This is a genomic window from Arachidicoccus rhizosphaerae, from assembly GCF_900107765.1.
GTDB classification, from domain to species: Bacteria; Bacteroidota; Bacteroidia; order Chitinophagales; family Chitinophagaceae; genus Arachidicoccus; species Arachidicoccus rhizosphaerae.
On record NZ_FNQY01000001.1, the window covers coordinates 539,433 to 558,751 of the forward strand.

The following is a 19,319-nucleotide window of genomic DNA, read 5'->3' on the forward strand; positions in this document are numbered from 1 at the left end:
GGATTATTTTAACTGGATTTTTAAGATGATATCATTGTCGTCTTTGGTCATAACGGATAAATAGTCTTTAAAGTCCTTGGAAATCGTTTTATCCTTCAGCAGCGACTCTTTTAATTTGATGATGGTCGGAATGTCGATGATAGAATATACATAGCGCTGATCCTGACCAAAAATTCTGGGCAGAATACGGGGCGGTAAGTTATAGATACTACTGTCCGTCGTTACTTTGTTGATGTCATATAAAATATTTTTTGTCAACATAAAATGTCGGTTCCGGTTAGCGAGGGTATTGGCATTAAAAAAGAGATAATTGCCATGCTCGATCAGGCCGTAATAATCTGAAAAGGCCTGCTCGTTTTTATCTTTGTATTTTTGATAATCAATATTGTTTCTAAAGCTGAGCTGGTTAAAATCCTGCGGCATAACACTGGACATCGGGAACACAAACTGATATTTTTCTGTAATCGTATCCGGCGTCAGTTCATAAATGGCGGGACTGAAATCCAGCTGGAATAACAGATTCTTGTTATCCAGGGAGGCATTATCCGATAGTTGCAACCTGTATCTGTAATAATCAGACCACAGACCCGGAAGATTGAAAAACGGGAAGTATTGGTGCTTTATCCGGTTATGGCTGTCATACTGTACCAGGCGGTACAGGACGCTGTCTTTTGAGTGTTTGTCATTGCCGTAATTGCGGTAAATAAATCCGTCGTCATAGTAAAAGAGGTCATTGTTTAAGGCAATGGATGGGACAGGGGCAGACTGGCGGCGATAATGATCTCCCAGAAAGAGCCACTGCAGGCTGACGAATCTGGAGATATCGCGTCCCTGCCATTTATGGACCAGCTCTGTATTTTTCTTATCCGTAATGGTATAATGCTTATTAAGGCTCTTTATTAAAAGCGCGTTTTTAGAAGGCACATATTGAATATTATCAATGACGTATCTTTTTTTGTCATTTTTAAAGGCATACAGGAATTTACCGGAGCTTTTATCAAACAGATAAAGGATATGATTCTGATTGTCCCTTATCACAATAGCGTCACCGGCCATCATAAACTGGGATGCCGTGAGGTATTTACTCTGCTTTGTGGTCTGCAGGGGCAAAAAATCTATTTTTTCAATAAACCTGGAAGCTTTAAAACCGGTTATGCTTTCCGGGTCAGCGTATACTTTGATGCTGTCTTGTGCTAAACTCATCTTTGCCGCTCCAAGACAAAGTGAGAAAATAAAAGTAAGTAAAGCGTATCTGCGTTTTAGTTTTACCATTTTGAATAGCGGTCAGTGTTTTATTTGACGATACTCCAGGGGTCGTCAAAAGATAATTATTTCCCTTGTCAGATTTTCTTTTGAGCTGTTTAGTATGATGTAAATAAACCCTTGATTATTACGACAATGATAACAAATATAGGGTATTGTCATTAATTATTGAAAAAAGCAGGGAGACTATTTTTATTGCCGGCCGCTGGGGCTACCCTTGAAAACAAATCAAAGACTGTACAGCAGGGGTAGACTTTTGCTTTAGGTTAAGTTGTTTTTGGATAAGCAGAAGTATTGAAAACAGCAGACGGCTGATCCGTCGTCTGCACCAAAGTATGCAGCAAGACGTGTTTTGCAAAAAAACTAAGCGAGCGTCTTTTCCAGCTCATGAATCATTTGCTCCAGATATTTCTGATCCAGCTCGTCAAAATGACCCAGGAGTTCACTGTCTATGTCCAGTACAGCGATTACAGCTCCATTACGGCGAACCGGTAGTACGATTTCTGACTGACTGCGGCTGCTACAGGCAATATGTCCCGGGAACTGATTGACATCCTGGACGATCAGCGTTTTATCCTCAGCCCAGCTGCCCCCGCATACGCCGCGTCCTTTTTTGATACGAGTGCAGGCAATCGGCCCCTGAAAAGGCCCCAGCACCAGCTCATCATTTTTTACCAGATAAAAGCCAACCCACCACCAGTTAAACTGTTCTTTCAGGGCGCTGGAGATATTGGCCATATTGGCGATAAGATCCGTCTCTCCCGTAATGATGGCTGATATCTGTGGCAGCAGGCTTTCGTATTGTTGCTGTCGGGTGCCTTCTATAATGACGATACTCTCTGACATGTATTTATTGTTATAAAATCTCAAGGTCGTTGGATAAACAGATTGCCCGTTTTTTTAATGGGTTAATCTGTTTAGCGTGCTTAGCGTAAAAGGACAACACGAACCGTCCCTAACGGCAAAATTAACCATTCCGGCGGCACTACAGGCTCATCATTTCCTTAAATTTTGCCGACTGCCGGCGGCTGACCTCTATTTTCTCCCCGTTTTTAAGTTCCAGCAGCAGACCGCCGTTAAAATAAGGCTCTATTTTGGAGATCCATTTAAGGTTGACGATATGCTTGCGGTTGACCCGGAAAAAATGATGTTCATCCAGTCTTTCCTCCAGGGCGTTCAGCGATTTTAATATAAGGGGTTTATAGTTGTCAAAATAGACTTTTGCATAGTTGCCGGCGCTCTCAAAGAGCCGGACATCGGAGAGTTTGACAAACCAACATTTATCCCCGTCCTTGACAAAGAACTGTTCGTTCTCTGTGAGCACCGTTTTGTTTTCTTTTTGTTGTACCTGTGACTGGAACTGTGCGGAAAGTTTCTGGATGGCTTCCGCCAGTCTTTTGCTGTCAACGGGTTTTAGCAGGTAGTCCAGCGCATTGACTTCAAAAGCTTTTAAGGCATATTCATCAAAAGCGGTAGTGAAGATGACCTTGGGGGCACTGACCAGTTCAGAAAGCAGTTCAAAGCCATTTTGCCCCGGCATCTGGATATCCAAAAAGATCAGATCCGGGTTGTGCTCATGAATTTTCTCGATGGCTTCTTTACTGTTCTGCGCCTCATCCAGTATCTCTATTTCAGGATAAGCCTGGAGCAGTTTTTTAAGTTCCGCCCTGGCCGGTCTTTCGTCGTCAATGATAATAGCTTTAATCAACATTACTGTGCATTTATAGGGTTAGAGTTGTAGCTGAGCGGTCAGTGGAATTTCTTGTTCGATGGCCGGGATTTTTACATCTACAATGACACTGTCATGACCTGACTCTTGGATAGAAAAACTGGCCTGTTCCCCAAATAACAGCTGTAACCTGTTACGGGTGCTTTTTAGGCCAAAGCTGTCATGTTTAATCTCTTTTAAAAGATGGCCGGTGTTTTCAATACGCAGATGCAGCATATGATCCTCCAGAAAAGCGGTAATCTTTATCAGGCCCCCTTCAATCTGATGGCTGATGCCATGTTTGATGGAATTCTCTACCAGTGTCTGCAGCATCATGGGAGGCACCTGGAATCTGTAGGCTTCCGGGCTGACCGACCACTGCACTTCCAGTCTTTCCTCAAAGCGGATCTTTTCCAGCTCCAGATAAGACTGTACGATTTCTATTTCTGAATCCAGCCGGGTGGTGCTGATATTCTCCGCATGCATGCTGCTGCGCAGCAGCTTGCTGAGCTCCGTAATGGCATACCTGGCCTGCCCCGGGTTTTCATCCACCAGATACCGGATGCTGTTTAAGGCATTAAAGATAAAGTGGGGGTTGATATGTGCTTTAATGGTTTTCAGTTCCAGTTCTTTGACCACGGATTCCAGCCGGGCCTTATCCAAAATCTCCTTATTGCTTTTAACAACATAGTGATAGGCAAAATACAGCAGGTTCCAGATAAAAATAATGGCAAAATTACCCACCCAGGCGACAAAGAGTAAGGCCTCTTTATGCACCTCTTTAGTCGGAGACTTTAAAAGGACCTCAATGGCCTGATTGCAGATAGAGACGACCAGAGACACGACAATAGCCGAGAGAAAAATAAAAAGGATCTGCCCGGTGAGCTTTTTTTGGAGTACGCCCGTTTTGATAATACCAAAACGCAGCATAGAGGTAATGATAATGACACAGATTACCTCCAGGCCACCCACCAACAAAAAGTTGGGGATGATCTTAGGGGAGATCGTCAGGTAGATAAAGCTGATAATAACATAATAACACAGCCATCCCAGGATCTGCACCGGCCAAAAAATAGGGACTCTTTTCATTAGGCTCAAAGTTACATAAGTTACCAAAGGCATGCTTTGTTATTACACCAATGGTCAATAGGCTGTATAGGATGCCTTGGCTGTCCTGATCAGATGGGGGCGCCAAGGCGGGTTCTCAGCCCGTGATATACAATTAAATTATTGGTAATCAATATATATAAAACCCTTATACTGGCATTATTTTCGCTGTTTAGGGAGCAAGTCCATGGCTGCTAACACCAGCCAAAGGCATAAAAAAAGCAGATATTGGCTGAAAATTGTACTTTTGAAGCTTGAAAACTACTATTGGATAAGCAAGTTAAGGCGACGCACATGCAAATAGAACCCGGCATTTTATTAAAGACCATCGACAGCCCAGAGGATCTGAAAAAATTAGATCCTGCTCAGTTACATCAGGTATGTGAAGAGCTCAGACAATATATTATTGACGTGGTCAGTGTACACGGGGGGCATTTTGCGGCCAGCCTGGGCGTGGTGGAGCTCACCGTTGCCCTGCATTATATCTATAATACGCCTTATGACCAGCTGGTCTGGGACGTAGGCCATCAGGCCTACGGTCATAAGATTCTGACAGGCAGAAGAGATAATTTTTATACCAATAGGAAATACAAAGGCATCAGCGGCTTCCCAAAACGCAGCGAAAGCCCCTACGATACCTTTGGAGTAGGACATTCATCTACTTCCATCTCTGCCGCCCTGGGCATGGCTATTGCAGCTAAATACAAGCAGGAAGACCGTAAATCAGTGGCTATTATCGGGGACGGGGCCTTAACGGCCGGTATGGCCTTTGAGGCCATGAACCATGCCGGCGTCAGCGACGCCGATATGCTGATTATCCTAAACGATAACAATATGAGTATCGACCCCAATGTAGGGGCGCTCAAAGAATATTTAACCGATATCTCCGTTTCCAGAACCTATAATAAGTTCAAGGAAGACGTCTGGAATGCGTTGGGTAAACTGCCGATCGGCAAGACCTTTACCCGTGCCATGGCCAGCAAACTGGCAGATAGTTTAAAAGGCATGGTCAATAAGAGCTCAAATCTTTTTGAGTCCTTTAAAATCAGGTATTTTGGTCCGATTGACGGCCATAATATTACCAATCTGGTGCAGACCTTAAAAGAACTGAAAAAGATCCCGGGGCCGAAGATCTTGCATATCATCACGGTAAAAGGCAAGGGCTATGCGCCTGCGGAAAAAGAGCAGACCAAGTGGCATGCGCCCGGGCTGTTTGACAAAATCACGGGAGAGATCTATAAAAAGAAATTTGACGTGGCCCAACCGCCTAAATATCAGGATGTCTTCGGGCATACGCTGGTAGAACTGGCCGGTCAGAACCCGCTGATCATGGGGGTCACACCCGCCATGCCGAGCGGCTGTTCCATGAAATTTATGATGGACAGCATGCCGGACAGAGCCTTTGACGTGGGTATCTGTGAGCAGCATGCAGTGACCGTATCCGCCGGTATGGCCACTCAAGGCTTAAAGGTCTTCTGTAATATATACTCATCCTTTATGCAAAGGGCCTTTGATCAGGTGGTGCATGATGTAGCCATTCAGAATCTGCCGGTAATCTTCTGTCTGGACAGGGCAGGGTTGGTGGGAGAAGACGGGCCTACCCATCACGGGGCTTACGATATTGCTTATTTCCGGTGTATTCCCAATATGGTGCTGGCAGCGCCTATGAATGAACAGGAACTGCGTAATCTGATGTATACCGCTCAGCTAGATAAAACGGATTTTCCGATGGTCATCCGCTATCCCCGAGGCAATGGTGTGATGGCCGACTGGCAAAAACCCATGCAGGAGATTCAGATAGGCCGCGGTCGCCGTATGAAGACGGGTAAAGAGCTGGCCATTTTAACCTATGGCCATCCCGGCAATTTTGCTGCGGCAGCCATTAGAGAAGTGCAGCGTGATGGCCTGGATCCGGCGCACTACGATATGCGTTTTTGTAAACCACTCGACGAAGCCTTGCTTCATGAAGTCTTCCAGAATTATAGTCAGGTGATCACCGTAGAAGACGGAACCGTCAAAGGTGGTTTTGGCGGTGCGGTGCTAGAGTTCATGGCCGCCCATCACTATCAGGCAACGGTAGAAATCATGGGTATCCCTGACAGGATTGTAGAACATGGAACCCCTAAAGACTTATTTATAGAAGCAGGCTATGACAGCTCCTCTATTGCCGGTAAAATCAGGCAGATGCTCGGGGAGACAAATGGGGATGGCGCAACAGCCATAAGCGTTGAGTCGTCCTTAAAAGCCACTTCAACCTCCGGACGTACACCCGGTGCGACATCCGAATCATAACCATAGTCATAACTCGGATCAAGAATACTTTTCGGACTTTTTGGGTGTAATAGGGAGGGACTCACCAGAAGTGTGTCCCTCCCTATTTATTCGGGGTTATACCCCCCCCTATATCAACCACCTATTTTCTGTAGGAATCACTAGGGCTTTTTGTATCTTCGCTATATGATTCGCAAATATCCGATTGGCTTGCAGAGTTTCCGGAATATCCGGGAAGGGGGTTATGTCTATATTGATAAGACGAAGGTCATCCACAGGCTCGTGGAAACAGGCGTATATTATTTTCTTGCTCGCCCCAGACGTTTTGGCAAAAGTCTGCTAATCAATACCATTAAAGAGTTATTTGAAGGCAGTAAAGAGCTGTTTGAAGGTCTCTGGATTCAGGATAAATGGGACTGGACAACCACCAACCCGGTTATCCATTTTAGCTTTGCAAATATTGGCGTTAGAACGCAAGGACTTGAAGCTGCTATTAATATAGGGTTAGAAGAAAATATGAAAAGGCTGGGATTGAGTCTAAGCTCAAATAGCTATGACCAGCGTTTCAAGGAGCTAATTACTAAGGCTGCCGCAAGGGGCAAAGTAGTGATCTTAATTGATGAGCACGATAAACCAATTATCGATTTTCTGGATGACCCGGATATGATGGAAACCATCCGTTCCATTTTAAAAAGCTTTTATTCCATATTAAAAGGCAGTGATGCCTTTATCAAATTTTTGCTGATAACAGGCGTCAGTCAGTTCAGCCCTGCAAGTATTTTCTCGGATCTGAATAATCTGGACAATATAACCCTTTCCAGTCATTATGGAGGGTTAGTAGGAATCTCCCAAACTGAGCTGGAAGAGAACTTCGCTCCCGAGATTGCTGAACTGCAAAAAAGCAGACCTGACATAATAAACCAGATTAAAGACTGGTATAATGGATATACCTGGAATATGAAGGAATGGGTGTATAATCCTTTTGCCTTATTAAATTTCATGGCAGATTCAAAGTTTAGAAATTATTGGTTCGCTACCGGAACACCCACTTTTTTAATGAAAGCACTGAGTCGCAAAAAGATCTGTGATGTGGAAAACATCCAGATGGGAGAACTGGGCCTCTCAACCTTTGAACCAAGTAGTCCGGATTCAAGTTCCCTGCTTTTTCAGACGGGGTATTTAACGATTAAGGATATTTCACCCAGCGGTCAGGTTTTTACACTTGGCTTCCCGAACCGGGAAGTGAAAAACAGTTTTTTGGACGGCCTGCTCAGCGCTTATAGACAAACCTATCCGGCAGGTTCTACACCCCTGCTTGAAGCTGTTCAAAACGCCTTAAGTAATGGCGATATTCCGGGAGTGGTCAGTCGTTTAAATGCGCTGATCTCCTCTATTCCTTATGATTACTGGAATGCTGATACAGAGTCTATTTTTACCATTATTACCTTTTTAACCTTCCGCTTTGTGGTGGACGGGGTCTATCCTGAACAGCACAGCTCCAAAGGCAGGTGTGATTTACTGGTACTTACGGATAAATATATCTATGCAATAGAACTCAAGCTGGACGGGACAGCTGCGGAAGCCCTTTCACAAATTAAGCAGAAAGGTTATCTTGAGCCTTATCTTTCCGATACCCGCAAGAAACTTGCGGTCGCCGTCAGCTTTTCGTCAAAACAAAGAGCGGTGTCGGAGTATCTGGTGGAGGAGTTGTAAAAAAATATCATATTAAGCGTGATTAAAGCCGTCGTTCTTGTGGGGTACTTTGATCACACCGCCGGTTATGCCCCTTACTACAAACAACTGGCTGGGGCAATTCAGCGCTTCTCAAAAATGGTTATTTTGTTAGCAAGCCTCCTTTTCTTTTACCTTACCGGTTTTGATTTCCTCTTTAAACTTTACCTTTGCTTCCCGGATTGAACTACATTCAATTATTTTTTGATTTAATATTATTATGTTACAAGTAGCAGTACTCAGACAGGACCCAGAAGCGGTCAAACAAAAATTAGCCGTAAAGAACTTTCAGCCCCTCGAACTGGTTGATGAAATCATCCAGCTCGATGACCAGAGAAAGGCGTCGCAGGCCAAGTTTGACGAAGTCCAGTCAAAAATAAATGCTGCATCCAAAAACATCGGTGCTTTCATGGCCCAAGGGAAAAAAGACGAGGCAGAAGCGCTTAAAAAAGAAATTGCTGAGCTGAAACCCAGTCTGGAACCCATTAAGGCTCAATATACAGCAGTAGAGCAGGAGCTGCAAAATAAACTGGTATTACTGCCCAACTTACCTCAGGATGAGGTTCCGCAGGGTAAATCCGCCGAGGATAATGAAGTGGTACGACAGCTGGGTGATATCCAGCCGCCGGCAGGCGGTGGAAAGCCCCACTGGGAGTTGATTGTAGATTATGATCTGGTAGATTTTGAGACCGGTGCCAAGATTACCGGACGAGGCTTTCCGCTTTATACCGGACAGGGCGCTAAATACCAAAGAGCACTGATTCAGTATTTTCTGGATTTTAATACCGAGGCCGGTTATAAAGAGTTTATACCCCCATTTATGGTCAATGAAGCCTCAGCCTTCGCTACCGGCCAGCTGCCGGATAAAGAAGGGCAGATGTATCACGTAACAGAAGATGGTTTCTATCTGATACCTACAGCAGAAGTGCCCGTGACCAATATTTACAGAGACAGTATTGTCCAGGAGGCAGAACTGCCTTTAAAACTTACCGCCTATTCACCTTGTTTCAGAAGAGAGGCGGGCAGTTTTGGTAAAGACGTCAGGGGGCTGAACCGCGTTCACCAGTTTGAAAAAGTGGAAATTATCCAGCTGACCCATCCGGAAAAATCAAACGAAGCTTTCCAGCAGATGGTGTCTCATGTAGAAAAGCTGTTGCAGTCTTTAGAGCTGCCCTATAGAATCCTTCGTTTATGCGGGGGAGATATGAGCTTTACCAGTGCCATAACCTATGATTTTGAGGTCTTTAGTGCTGCCCAGCAGCGCTGGCTGGAAGTAAGCAGTGTCAGCAACTTTGAAACCTATCAGGCCAACCGGTTAAAATGCCGCTTTAAAAACGAGAGCGGTAAAACGCAGCTGGTGCATACCCTGAACGGCAGCTCCCTGGCCTTACCTAGGATTCTGGCCGCATTATTAGAAAATAACCAGACCCCCGAAGGCATCAAGGTGCCGGCAGCCGTCCAACGTTATTTTGGTAAAGCGTTGATTACTAAATAGAACAGTAAACAATATCTTCTTTAAGGATAGAGCAGGTATTTGCTGCGAATTTTCTTAAAGGCATTGAGTCCGGGCTCCCAGGAGGCCCGGATTTTTTCTATCGGGGTATGACGGATGATTTGTTGTTTAAGGTCGTAATTGCCGGCCAGGTAATCAAAATTACCCATCTGGCTGCTTTGACTGCGGTCAAAAAAACGGGCCTTATCCGGATAGGCCTCGTATAGGTCTATCAGCCACTGCAGGTGCAGCTGCCCGGAGGCCTCCAGGCTGTCCACCGGATAATCCCTTAAATCCAGTCCGTAACAGGTGTTGTTCTCATGCAAAGGATGTTCACTCATGCCTTGGATGCCTTTGGGGGTAAAAGAAAAATCATATTTCCCTTTTAACAGGGGGGCGCCTAAAACCGTAAAAGGAAAATGGGTGCCGCGCCCCTGACTGATGATGGTACCTTCAAATAAACAGAGCGTCGGGTATAGCAGGATGCTCTGCTGTGTATTCAGGTTAGGAGAAGGCGCCACTGGCAGCGTATAGCGCGTCTGATGTGTATAATTTTTAAGGGTAATCACCTTTAAGTCACAGTGCAGGCCCTTACCCATCCAGCCCTCACCGTTAATCATCCGGGCAAATTCACCGATGGTCATGCCATAGCTGATCGGAACCGGGAACTGGCCAATACCGGATTTTAAGCGCATATCTAATATAGGGCCGTCCACCAGGTAGCCGTTTGGATTGGGGCGGTCCAGTACAATAAAAGGTTTATGATTGGTAGCGCAGGACTGCATGGCGTTTCTGAGCACATTTATATAGGTATAAAACCTGCAGCCTACATCCTGGATATCAAATATAAACACATCTACATCCGCCAGATCCTGGGCGGAAGGGCTTTTTTTCTTACCATATAAAGAGATAATGGGAATACCCGTTTTAGCGTCCACTTCATTACCCACCTGGGCGCCGTTGCTGGCATTCCCCCTGAAGCCATGCTCAGGGCCAAAGACTTTTACTACCTGTACCCCTAAAGCAAGCAGACTGTCCACCAGTGACTCCTGACCAATGATGGAAGAGGGGTTGGCCAGGATGGCCACCCGCTTTCCCTGTAAAAGCGGCAGATACTCGCTGGTCTGATCAGCCCCGGTAATAATAGAATCCGTATCACTTACTAAGGAGGCGTTCAGGGTACCGGCGCCGGCCCTGCTAGTCTGAACCGAGCATAACAGCAATACCGGTAGTAGTAATAAAAGCCGTTTAGGCATTTGCATTAAAAGAGACTTAGGATAGGTTAGTTGTTTCATCGTCTTTGTTTCTTTGTTAAGATTATTACAGGTCCGCTTTCTAGGGTTCACCACCCGTGAACCTCTAAAAACTCCTTAAAAATAAGCAATTACCTGGATACTAACTTGCCGGAAAGCGCCTTTTAGGGCTTAGGCCACCAGAAAGCTATCTCAAAAGCTGTTAAAAAACCTACATTTGCTTCTATGAATGCACAAGATGACTTAATACAAAGATGGTGGCAGCTCGAGCAAACGCTCATGGACAAGTTTGGCAAGAAACCTGATTTAGAATCAATACTTTTTTTAATAGGATTACAGGAAACCGGATTTATACAGGACAATATCTCAAAGGAACAAAAACAGGATCTGATGCATGTGGCACTATGTACGGTGCTGATGCCCAGCGGTTATTATGAGCTGGACCATGTGGATGAAGACGGCTGGCCGCATTTTAACCAGCTGAAAGAACATAAGGCCCAGAGTCTTTTTGAACAGGAGAACCTGCTCAAGGACCATGTACTGTTTTATTTTCAAAACCAGGGCGTTATTTAAAGAGCGTTCAGCGTCTTTACCACCCCGTAAAAATCAAGAAAGTCAGCCTGGTTTTATAGCCGGCAAGGCCGGGCTCGCAGGGTCGTAAGCGCCATTTAAATAACTGTTTGTCCTTTCTTCTAAAAAATAAGGTCAAATACTTCCCGGCGCTTATCTTTATCCTATGGTGCTTACGGATTCTATAAGACTGGCCTTTCAGACGGTAAAAAGCAATAAGCTCAGAACCGGTATCACAGTAACCATTATCGCCCTGGGAATCATGGCTTTAATCGGTATTGTAACGGCGACGACTGCCATCAAGGATAAAATGCGTTCCAGCTTTTCTTCCATGGGGGCCAACGGGTTTACCATTACCTATAAAGACCGGGCCCGTTTTGGCAATCAGGTCAAAGAAAAATCAGATGACGGCAAGCTGCATAAAAAATCCAACCTGGATAAACCGATCAGCCTGCAGGAAGCCGAGCTGTTTAAATCCATTTATAAGTTCCCCGCGACCGTCAGTATTGCGCTGGACGCCCAGGGAAGTGCGGAACTCCATTACCTGAATGTCAAGACCAATCCTAATGTAGGGGTCAGTGGCGGAGATGAAAACTACCTGACGGTCAATGGCTTCACCATGGCCTATGGCAGAAATCTAAATGCAGCCGATGTGCAGTCCGGCAGAAATGTCTGCGTGCTGGGAAACGATGTGGCAGGTAAGCTTTTTGGGGGCCGGCCCCAGTCCGCCCTGGATAAAACCATCCTGGTAGGGGCACTGCCTTACCGGGTTATCGGCGTACTGGCAGCCAAGGGCTCCGGTGCCGGCGGCAGCCAGGATAATTTCATACTCACCTCTTATAATAATATCAGACGCGCTAAATTAAGCTCAGCCAGCTCCTTTTCCATGGGGATCGCCTCCACAAACGTGGCCCTGGTCAACCAGGCAGCCGAGGCTGCTGTGGCTGATTTCAGAAGGGTCAGAAAGCTGCAGCCCACGGAAGCGGATAATTTTGTCATTAACAAAAGCGATGAGCTGGCAGAAAAGCTCATCGGTTCTTTGGGCTCTATTGAAGGGGGCGCCGTAGCCATTGGCTTTATTACCCTGATCGGCGCCGCCATCGGCCTGACCAATATCATGCTGGTGGCTGTCAGTGAAAGAACCAAGGAGATAGGCCTGGTCAAAGCCATCGGAGGTAAAAGAAAAGATATCCGCAGACAGTTTCTTTTTGAATCTACGATGATCAGCCTCCTGGGGGCACTTATCGGGATACTGCTGGGTATCTTGGTGGGCAATCTTTTTGCCATTGTAATGGGTACCGGCTTTATCATACCCTGGGGCTGGGTGATTGCCGGTGTGCTAGTCTGTTCAGCCGTAGGGCTGCTGGCCGGACTCTATCCGGCTATTAAAGCCGCCCGCCTGAACCCGATTCAGGCCCTGCGCTATGAATAAAACACCCCGGAAATATTAAAAAAATCGCATCTTATTTTTTGATTCAGAGGATATAATGGAAATTTCCTCTTATTTTCATGCATATTTTCTAATTTCCTTTCGTTACATTTGTGGGTTATTAGCCTAAGCTAATGAGCATTAGGCAACCATTTACATAACGAAAAACTTAATCAAAATAAAATGACGTCGGAATTGATATTTGAAGCTATCGTGGCCATTGTTGGCGTGGTAGCGGGTATTATAGCGGGCAAGTTCATCTTCGCAAAAGATAACCGCAAGCAACTAGAGGAGGCCGAGCTAAAGGCGAAAGGCATTGTAAAAGAAGCACATCTGCGCGCTGAAACCATCAAAAAAGAGAAACAGTTAGAAGCAAAAGAAAAATTTGTACAATTAAAGGCAGAACACGACAAAGAGATCCTGGAGAGAAATAAAAAGATCGGAGACATTGAAAATAAAATCAAGCAAAAGGAGAATACCATCAACCAAAAGGAAAATTCCCTGGATAAGCAGATTAAGGAAAACAATGTTATTAAAGACAATCTGAATAAACAGATTGAAGTCGTGAACTTAAAACGTACAGAACTGGAAAAGCACCAGGAAGAGCATATCCGCCGCCTGGAAAAAATCTCCAATCTATCTTCTGAAGAAGCCAAGGCGCAACTCATTGAAAATCTGAAAAGTGAAGCCCGTACACAGGCCCTCAGCCTGCAACAGGAAATCATTGAAGATGCCAAGCAGAAAGCCAATAAAGAGGCCAGAAAAATCATTATCCAGTCCATTCAGCGTACGGCAGCGGAGCAGACCATTGAAAATACCGTCACGGTATTCAACCTGGAAACCGATGAAGTCAAAGGACAGATTATCGGTAGGGAAGGACGTAATATCCGGGCCATTGAAGCAGCCACCGGTGTGGATCTGATTGTAGATGATACCCCGGAAGCGGTCATCTTATCCAGTTTTGATCCCCTGCGTCGTGAGATCGCCCGCCTGTCCTTACAGCGCCTGGTCTCTGACGGACGTATCCACCCGGCAAGAATCGAGGAAGTGGTGGAAAAAACCCGCCGTCAGCTCGAAGAGCAGGTCATGGAGATCGGGGAGCGTACGATTATTGAGCTCGGTATTCACGGGCTGCATAAAGAACTGGTGCGCATCGTCGGAAAAATGCGCTTCAGGTCCTCTTACGGACAGAACCTGCTGATGCACAGTAGGGAAACCGCCAATCTTTGTGGTATTATGGCCTCTGAGTTAGGGCTGAACCCTAAACTGGCCAAAAGAGCTGGCTTACTGCATGACATCGGTAAAGTGCCGGATGAAGAAACAGAATTAAGCCATGCGTTATATGGCGCCAAACTGGCTGAAAAATACGGGGAAAATCCGGCGGTCGTGAACGCCATCGGTGCCCACCACGATGAAATGGAAATGCTCTATGTCATTTCTCCTATCGTACAGGCCTGTGACGCCATCAGCGGTGCCCGCCCGGGCGCCCGTAGAGAGATCATGCAGCAGTATATCCAGCGTATCAAAGACCTGGAATCGCTGGCACAGGCATACAGCGGTGTGGAAAAGGCCTATGCCATCCAGGCGGGTCGTGAGCTGCGCGTGATTGTGGAGGCAGACAAGGTAACCGATGAGGATTCCAATAAACTCAGTTTTGAGATCGCACAGAAAATCCAGACAGAAATGACCTATCCCGGTCAGATCAAGGTGACCGTTATCCGCGAGAAAAGAGCCGTCAATGTAGCCAGGTAAAAGACAACCGGCTTAAAAATAACAAGACAGAAGCCCCTTTTTTATAAGTAACTGCTTATAAAAAAGGGGCTTGTTGGTGCTGGAAGGTGGCTTAATCATCTAAACGAACCAGGGGGATATTTTCCGGTAAATGCAGGTTATCTGCCTCCCTTTTCAGGTTATTTTATGATTAAACATTATAAAACCCGGCTGATTGCCACGAATTGCGTTGAATATTTAGTACCTTTGCGCCCTTAATATAAAATTATTTTAATGGACATCAGAAACATTGCCATAATTGCGCACGTTGACCACGGTAAAACCACACTGGTAGACAAGATCTTACACACAACCAAGGTCTTCCGTGAAAACCAGGACTCCGGTGAACTGATCATGGATAATAATGATCTGGAAAGAGAAAGAGGGATTACCATTTTCAGTAAAAATGCGGCGGTTAATTATAAAGGCATAAAAATTAACGTTATCGATACGCCCGGTCACTCCGACTTTGGCGGAGAGGTAGAGCGCGTCCTGAAAATGGCCGATGGCGTTATATTATTGGTGGATGCTTTTGAAGGTCCGATGCCACAGACAAGATTTGTACTGCAAAAAGCTTTACAACTGAATTTAAAGCCGATTGTCGTTATCAATAAAGTCGATAAACCGAACTGCCGTCCCGACGAGGTACATGACGCAGTATTCGAACTGTTCTTTAACCTGGATGCTACCGAAGAGCAGCTGGATTTCCCTACCTTCTATGGTAGTGGTAAAAACGGCTGGTTCAATGACTCTTTAACCGAGATTGAAGGCATTGAGCCACTAATGGATGGTATCCTGAAATATGTTCCGGAACCTGTCGTCAATGAAGGTCCTTTGCAGATGCAGATTACTTCTTTGGATTACTCTTCCTTCCTGGGCCGTATCGCCGTAGGTAAGGTAACCCGCGGATCCATCAAGGAAGCACAGCAGATCGCCCTGGTACAGGCGGACGGTTCCATCAAAAAATCTAAAGTAAAAGAACTCTATGTTTTTGAAGGCATGGGTAAACGCCGGGCTACGGAAGTGATGGCCGGTGACCTTTGTGCTGTAGTAGGACTGGAGGATTTTAATATCGGAGACACCATCTGCGACTCAGAAGTTCCCGAAGCATTGCCCGTCATTGCGGTAGATGAACCGACCATGAGCATGATGTTTTCCATCAACACCTCTCCGTTCTTTGGTAAGGAAGGTAAATTTGTTACTTCCAGACACTTAAGAGACCGTCTGTTTAAAGAGACAGAGAAAAATCTGGCTTTAAAAGTAGAAGATACAGACAGCGCTGACAGCTTCCTGGTTTATGGCCGTGGTATCCTGCACTTAGGAGTACTGATTGAAACCATGCGCAGGGAAGGATATGAGCTGACTGTCGGACAGCCACAGGTACTGGTGAAGCAAATCGATGGTAAAAAGAATGAACCTTATGAAAACCTGGTTGTAGACGTACCGGCTGATTTCTCCGGCAAAGTCATTGACCTGGTTACACAACGTAAAGGTGAGATGCTGATCATGGAAAGCAAGGGTGAAATGCAGCACCTGGAATTTGAGATTCCTTCCAGAGGACTGATCGGTCTGCGTTCTCAGATGCTGACCAATACTGCCGGTGAGGCGGTAATGGCTCATCGTTTCATTGATTACAAACCCTGGAAAGGTGTGATCCCCGGCAGAAACAACGGTGTGTTGATTTCTAAGAACCAGGCGAGCACCACCGCTTACTCTATTGATAAATTACAAGACAGAGGCTCCTTCTTTGTAGATCCGGGAGAAGACGTTTATATCGGCCAGATTATTGCTGAGCATATCAAACCAGGTGATCTGGTCGTGAATGCAACGGAAGGTAAAAAACTGACCAACATGCGGGCGAGCGGTAGTGATGATTCTGTGAGAATCGTTCCTAAAATCCAGATGACGCTGGAAGAGTGCATGGAATATATTCAGGATGATGAGTGTATTGAAGTGACACCCAAAAGCATTCGTCTGCGTAAGACGCTGTTAAATGAAGAAGACAGAAGAAAACAATCCAAAAGCATGAAAGCCTAAAGCGGATAGCGCAGGCCTTGAATAGTGTGGACAGGCTAAAAACAGCCTACAGGTTTTTTAGCAGATAGATGAAGATTCGAGAAGAATAGAAGTTTAGTTTAAGAAGAAAGAAAGAGAAAGAAGAAAAGAACACCCTGTCAGGTAAACCGGCAGGGTGTTTTTTTTGCTATTAATACGGTAAAAAAGCCGGTTCTAAGTGGGGAGGTACACCAGGCTAATTGCCATTGAGGATATCTGATTTTTGAGCCTCTATTTTTCCATAAAAGCCCATCTGATCCCGGTTGATGCTCTGCACCTGTAAGGTGGTATAGCCATTGGAAGAGATATTTAAAATCAGCTTATCGGCTGATTTTTGATTGTTCACCTTGATGGTGGCAATATAATAACCTCTTTTGGAGGTCTCATAGCTGTATTTAAAATCCGTACTCTCGAAGTCAATGCCGCCTTTGGTGGGATCCATTTCTGCCTGATAAGACCTGCCGTAAAAGGGCAGGTGCACTTTTAAGGAATCCCTCGTCACGGACAGATAATAACCCGCTCCTAATTGCCGCAGCTGCTGACCGCCGCCATTTGGCAGGATGCTCAGCACATTGGTCCTTAAAGGGTTGGCGCTGGTCGCATTATAAACAAAGCTACCGGACTGTACCAGGGTGCCGACTTTCTCCTGTTCGGCGGTTTTATCTATATTACTCTTAGTGGCACTGCAGGCGGCAAGGCTGAGTATAGCCATGGAGAACAGGGCGATAAATGCTGTTTTCATGGGGATGGATTTAATATGCTACTAAAGTTACCACAATTTAAAAGAACCCGCAAAGTAAATCGGCGAGTAAACGGATGGAGGCGGTAAGGAGCCCAAAAAAAAACGGGGCAGCAGAGCTACCCCGTTTGAAAATCATAAAATTATACTGGTAAAATCAGCAGGCTATTTAAGGTTAATAGTCACCGATTGAAGTTTCCGGTAATTGTTTTAAGGCGCTGGCCAGTTGCTCATCATTAGGAGCGATGCCATGCCATTCGTGGTGACCTTCCATGAAGTCGACCCCTTTACCCATAACGGTCTTCATCAGGATAACCACGGGGCTGCCTGGTTTAGCCTGCTCTTTGGCCTGTTTTAAGGCGGCAGAGATAGCAGCAATGTCATTACCCTGTTCCAGGACAATCACCTGCCATTTAAAGGCCTTGAATTTAGCCGGTAAGTCGCCAAGATCCATTACTTCTTTAGTGGGTCCGTCGATTTGCTGGCCATTCCAGTCAACGGTTACAATCAGTCTTTCCACATCCAGGTTCGGGATGGCCATGATAGCTTCCCAGTTCTGACCTTCTTCCAGTTCACCGTCTCCGCATAATGCATAAACGTAGTTATCGTCTCCGTTTTGTTTTTTAGCCAGTGCTGCTCCAAGTGCAACACTTAAGCCCTGACCCAGCGAACCGCTGGCAATCCGGATACCTGGTAAATGTTCATGAGTGGTCGGATGACCCTGCAGACGAGAGTTGATCTGACGGAAAGTCGCTAATTCTTTAGGATCAAAATAGCCTGCACGCGCAAGTGTTGCGTAAAATACAGGAGAAATATGGCCATTTGACAGGAAGAACAGGTCTTCTCCGATCCCATCCATATCAAAACCTTCTTTACGTTTCATTACATCAAAGTAAAGGGCGGTAAAGTAGTCAGCACAACCCAGAGAGCCTCCGGGGTGACCACTTTGACAACCATGTACCATTCTGACGATATCGCGGCGGATCTGCGTTGCAGTCTGCTCCAGTTGTTTACTATCTGCCATGTAGTGTAGTCTTTTTTGTTTAAATGCTTTTTTGTTCAATGATTTTTTCAGCTTCGAAGATAAAGCATTTTAGTCTAATGTGTTCAAGTCAGCTCCAATGATTTTGGGGAATTTGCCTGCAGCAGACAAGGCGCTTCGAAAACAGGGGGGCCGTAGCCGGTTCACCTGTTTTAAGCGAACGATTGTTTTTGTAAAACAGGCTTTTAGTAAGGGTTTACAAGGAGCGCTGCGGGCATGTACAGGTTATAGAATAACTAAATATTTGGGAAAAAATCATGGCACAAACGATCTTTTAAGTTAATTTCGCCACACTTAAAATGGAATTTTTATGTCAGATACAATAGAGTCGATATTAAGTGAAGCCCAGTCGGGAATGAAAAAGCGCATGGCGCACCTGGATGTTGAACTATCCAGGATCCGGGCGGGTAAGGCCTCTGTCTCCATCTTAGACGGGGTAGTGGCCGAATATTATGGCAATCCGACCCCGATCAGCCAGGTGGCTAATATAAGCGTGATGGATGCCAGAACCATAACTATCCAGCCCTGGGAAAAAAACATGCTCAGCGTTATAGAAAGAGCCATTATGGCCGCTAATATCGGGCTGACACCGCAAAATGACGGGGTACAGATCCGCCTGTTTTTACCACCGCTCACAGAAGAGCGCAGAAGAGAGCTCTTTAAAAGAGCTACTGCGGAAGGAGAAAACGGCAAAGTCGGCATCCGGACCATCCGCAGAGACAGCATCGAACAGATTAAAAAGCTGCAAAAAGACGGGCTGAGTGAGGATTTAGCCAAAGGGGGCGAGAAAAGCGTACAGGAACTCACCGATAAGTTTATCCTGGAAGTGGATAATGTGCTGGCCGCCAAAGAAAAAGAAATCATGGAGATCTAAGGAATAAAGGGGGTG

At 45.6% G+C, this 19,319-nt stretch carries 15 protein-coding genes; 8 read left to right on the forward strand and 7 right to left on the reverse strand.

Annotation, left to right across the window (positions count from 1 at the left end):
- Nucleotides 1-3: 3 nt before the first annotated feature.
- From BLU80_RS01980 to BLU80_RS01995, 4 genes are all read right to left on the reverse strand, one after another.
- Nucleotides 4-1,203 (reverse strand): 6-bladed beta-propeller, encoded by a 1,200-nt coding sequence (locus tag BLU80_RS01980; RefSeq protein ID WP_170831108.1) that lies wholly within the window; start codon nt 1,201-1,203, stop codon nt 4-6.
- A gap of 423 nt (nt 1,204-1,626) precedes the next feature.
- The gene (locus tag BLU80_RS01985) at nt 1,627-2,109 is read right to left on the reverse strand and encodes a GAF domain-containing protein (RefSeq protein ID WP_091392601.1); all 483 of its coding nucleotides are present in this window, start codon (nt 2,107-2,109) and stop codon (nt 1,627-1,629) included.
- Between the two features lie 139 nt (nt 2,110-2,248).
- Nucleotides 2,249-2,974, reverse strand: coding sequence for a LytR/AlgR family response regulator transcription factor (locus tag BLU80_RS01990; RefSeq protein ID WP_091392603.1), 726 nt, complete (start codon nt 2,972-2,974; stop codon nt 2,249-2,251).
- A gap of 18 nt (nt 2,975-2,992) precedes the next feature.
- On the reverse strand, nt 2,993-4,060 hold the full coding sequence (locus BLU80_RS01995; protein ID WP_170831109.1) for a sensor histidine kinase: 1,068 nt from the start codon (nt 4,058-4,060) through the stop codon (nt 2,993-2,995).
- Nucleotides 4,061-4,372: 312 nt separating this feature from the next.
- Here BLU80_RS01995 and dxs point away from each other — a divergent pair, with 312 nt between their 5' ends.
- From dxs to serS, 3 genes are all read left to right on the forward strand, one after another.
- Entirely contained in the window at nt 4,373-6,370 is a 1,998-nt protein-coding gene (dxs, locus tag BLU80_RS02000) for a 1-deoxy-D-xylulose-5-phosphate synthase (RefSeq protein WP_091392608.1), read from the forward strand.
- Nucleotides 6,371-6,535: 165 nt separating this feature from the next.
- Nucleotides 6,536-8,062 carry an ATP-binding protein gene (locus tag BLU80_RS02005; protein ID WP_244518669.1) on the forward strand — a complete coding sequence of 509 codons (1,527 nt, stop codon included), beginning with the start codon at nt 6,536-6,538 and terminating at the stop codon, nt 8,060-8,062.
- Nucleotides 8,063-8,300: 238 nt separating this feature from the next.
- A complete protein-coding gene (gene serS, locus BLU80_RS02015) occupies nt 8,301-9,575 on the forward strand; it encodes a serine--tRNA ligase (protein WP_091392612.1) in 1,275 nt (424 codons plus the stop codon).
- 20 nt (nt 9,576-9,595) lie between these two features.
- On the opposite strand, the gene BLU80_RS02020 is transcribed toward serS, so the two are convergent.
- Entirely contained in the window at nt 9,596-10,867 is a 1,272-nt protein-coding gene (locus BLU80_RS02020; protein ID WP_091392614.1) for an exo-beta-N-acetylmuramidase NamZ family protein, read from the reverse strand.
- A gap of 183 nt (nt 10,868-11,050) precedes the next feature.
- Between BLU80_RS02020 and BLU80_RS02025 the strand changes: the two genes are divergently transcribed.
- From BLU80_RS02025 to typA, 4 genes are all read left to right on the forward strand, one after another.
- Nucleotides 11,051-11,398: a hypothetical protein gene (locus BLU80_RS02025; protein WP_091392617.1), complete on the forward strand. Its 348-nt coding sequence runs from the start codon at nt 11,051-11,053 to the stop codon at nt 11,396-11,398.
- Nucleotides 11,399-11,561: 163 nt separating this feature from the next.
- Nucleotides 11,562-12,827 carry an ABC transporter permease gene (locus BLU80_RS02030; protein ID WP_091392619.1) on the forward strand — a complete coding sequence of 422 codons (1,266 nt, stop codon included), beginning with the start codon at nt 11,562-11,564 and terminating at the stop codon, nt 12,825-12,827.
- A gap of 180 nt (nt 12,828-13,007) precedes the next feature.
- Complete coding sequence (gene rny, locus BLU80_RS02035; protein WP_091392621.1) at nt 13,008-14,576, forward strand: ribonuclease Y; 1,569 nt, start codon at nt 13,008-13,010, stop codon at nt 14,574-14,576.
- A gap of 252 nt (nt 14,577-14,828) precedes the next feature.
- A complete protein-coding gene (typA, locus tag BLU80_RS02040) occupies nt 14,829-16,631 on the forward strand; it encodes a translational GTPase TypA (RefSeq protein ID WP_091392623.1) in 1,803 nt (600 codons plus the stop codon).
- Between the two features lie 214 nt (nt 16,632-16,845).
- Here typA and BLU80_RS02045 read toward each other — a convergent pair whose 3' ends face one another.
- Both BLU80_RS02045 and BLU80_RS02050 read right to left on the reverse strand, forming a co-directional pair.
- On the reverse strand, nt 16,846-17,391 hold the full coding sequence (locus BLU80_RS02045; RefSeq protein WP_091392625.1) for a DUF4251 domain-containing protein: 546 nt from the start codon (nt 17,389-17,391) through the stop codon (nt 16,846-16,848).
- 172 nt (nt 17,392-17,563) lie between these two features.
- Complete coding sequence (locus BLU80_RS02050) at nt 17,564-18,412, reverse strand: transketolase (protein WP_091392627.1); 849 nt, start codon at nt 18,410-18,412, stop codon at nt 17,564-17,566.
- Between the two features lie 328 nt (nt 18,413-18,740).
- Here BLU80_RS02050 and frr point away from each other — a divergent pair, with 328 nt between their 5' ends.
- Complete coding sequence (gene frr, locus BLU80_RS02055) at nt 18,741-19,304, forward strand: ribosome recycling factor (RefSeq protein ID WP_091392629.1); 564 nt, start codon at nt 18,741-18,743, stop codon at nt 19,302-19,304.
- Nucleotides 19,305-19,319 lie beyond the last annotated feature (15 nt).

Excerpts from the sequence above, each read along its gene's own strand:
- frr (WP_091392629.1), top strand. The coding sequence starts at position 18,741 with ATGTCAGATACAATAGAGTCGATATTAAGTGAAGCCCAGTCGGGAATG.
- BLU80_RS01980 (WP_170831108.1), bottom strand. The coding sequence starts at position 1,203 with ATGAGTTTAGCACAAGACAGCATCAAAGTATACGCTGACCCGGAAAGC.
- serS (WP_091392612.1), top strand. The coding sequence starts at position 8,301 with ATGTTACAAGTAGCAGTACTCAGACAGGACCCAGAAGCGGTCAAACAA.
- BLU80_RS01995 (WP_170831109.1), bottom strand. The coding sequence starts at position 4,060 with ATGAAAAGAGTCCCTATTTTTTGGCCGGTGCAGATCCTGGGATGGCTG.
- BLU80_RS02020 (WP_091392614.1), bottom strand. The coding sequence starts at position 10,867 with ATGAAACAACTAACCTATCCTAAGTCTCTTTTAATGCAAATGCCTAAA.
- BLU80_RS01990 (WP_091392603.1), bottom strand. The coding sequence starts at position 2,974 with ATGTTGATTAAAGCTATTATCATTGACGACGAAAGACCGGCCAGGGCG.
- BLU80_RS02025 (WP_091392617.1), top strand. The coding sequence starts at position 11,051 with ATGAATGCACAAGATGACTTAATACAAAGATGGTGGCAGCTCGAGCAA.
- BLU80_RS02005 (WP_244518669.1), top strand. The coding sequence starts at position 6,536 with ATGATTCGCAAATATCCGATTGGCTTGCAGAGTTTCCGGAATATCCGG.
- BLU80_RS02050 (WP_091392627.1), bottom strand. The coding sequence starts at position 18,412 with ATGGCAGATAGTAAACAACTGGAGCAGACTGCAACGCAGATCCGCCGC.
- BLU80_RS02045 (WP_091392625.1), bottom strand. The coding sequence starts at position 17,391 with ATGAAAACAGCATTTATCGCCCTGTTCTCCATGGCTATACTCAGCCTT.
- BLU80_RS02030 (WP_091392619.1), top strand. The coding sequence starts at position 11,562 with ATGGTGCTTACGGATTCTATAAGACTGGCCTTTCAGACGGTAAAAAGC.
- rny (WP_091392621.1), top strand. The coding sequence starts at position 13,008 with ATGACGTCGGAATTGATATTTGAAGCTATCGTGGCCATTGTTGGCGTG.
- typA (WP_091392623.1), top strand. The coding sequence starts at position 14,829 with ATGGACATCAGAAACATTGCCATAATTGCGCACGTTGACCACGGTAAA.
- BLU80_RS01985 (WP_091392601.1), bottom strand. The coding sequence starts at position 2,109 with ATGTCAGAGAGTATCGTCATTATAGAAGGCACCCGACAGCAACAATAC.
- dxs (WP_091392608.1), top strand. The coding sequence starts at position 4,373 with ATGCAAATAGAACCCGGCATTTTATTAAAGACCATCGACAGCCCAGAG.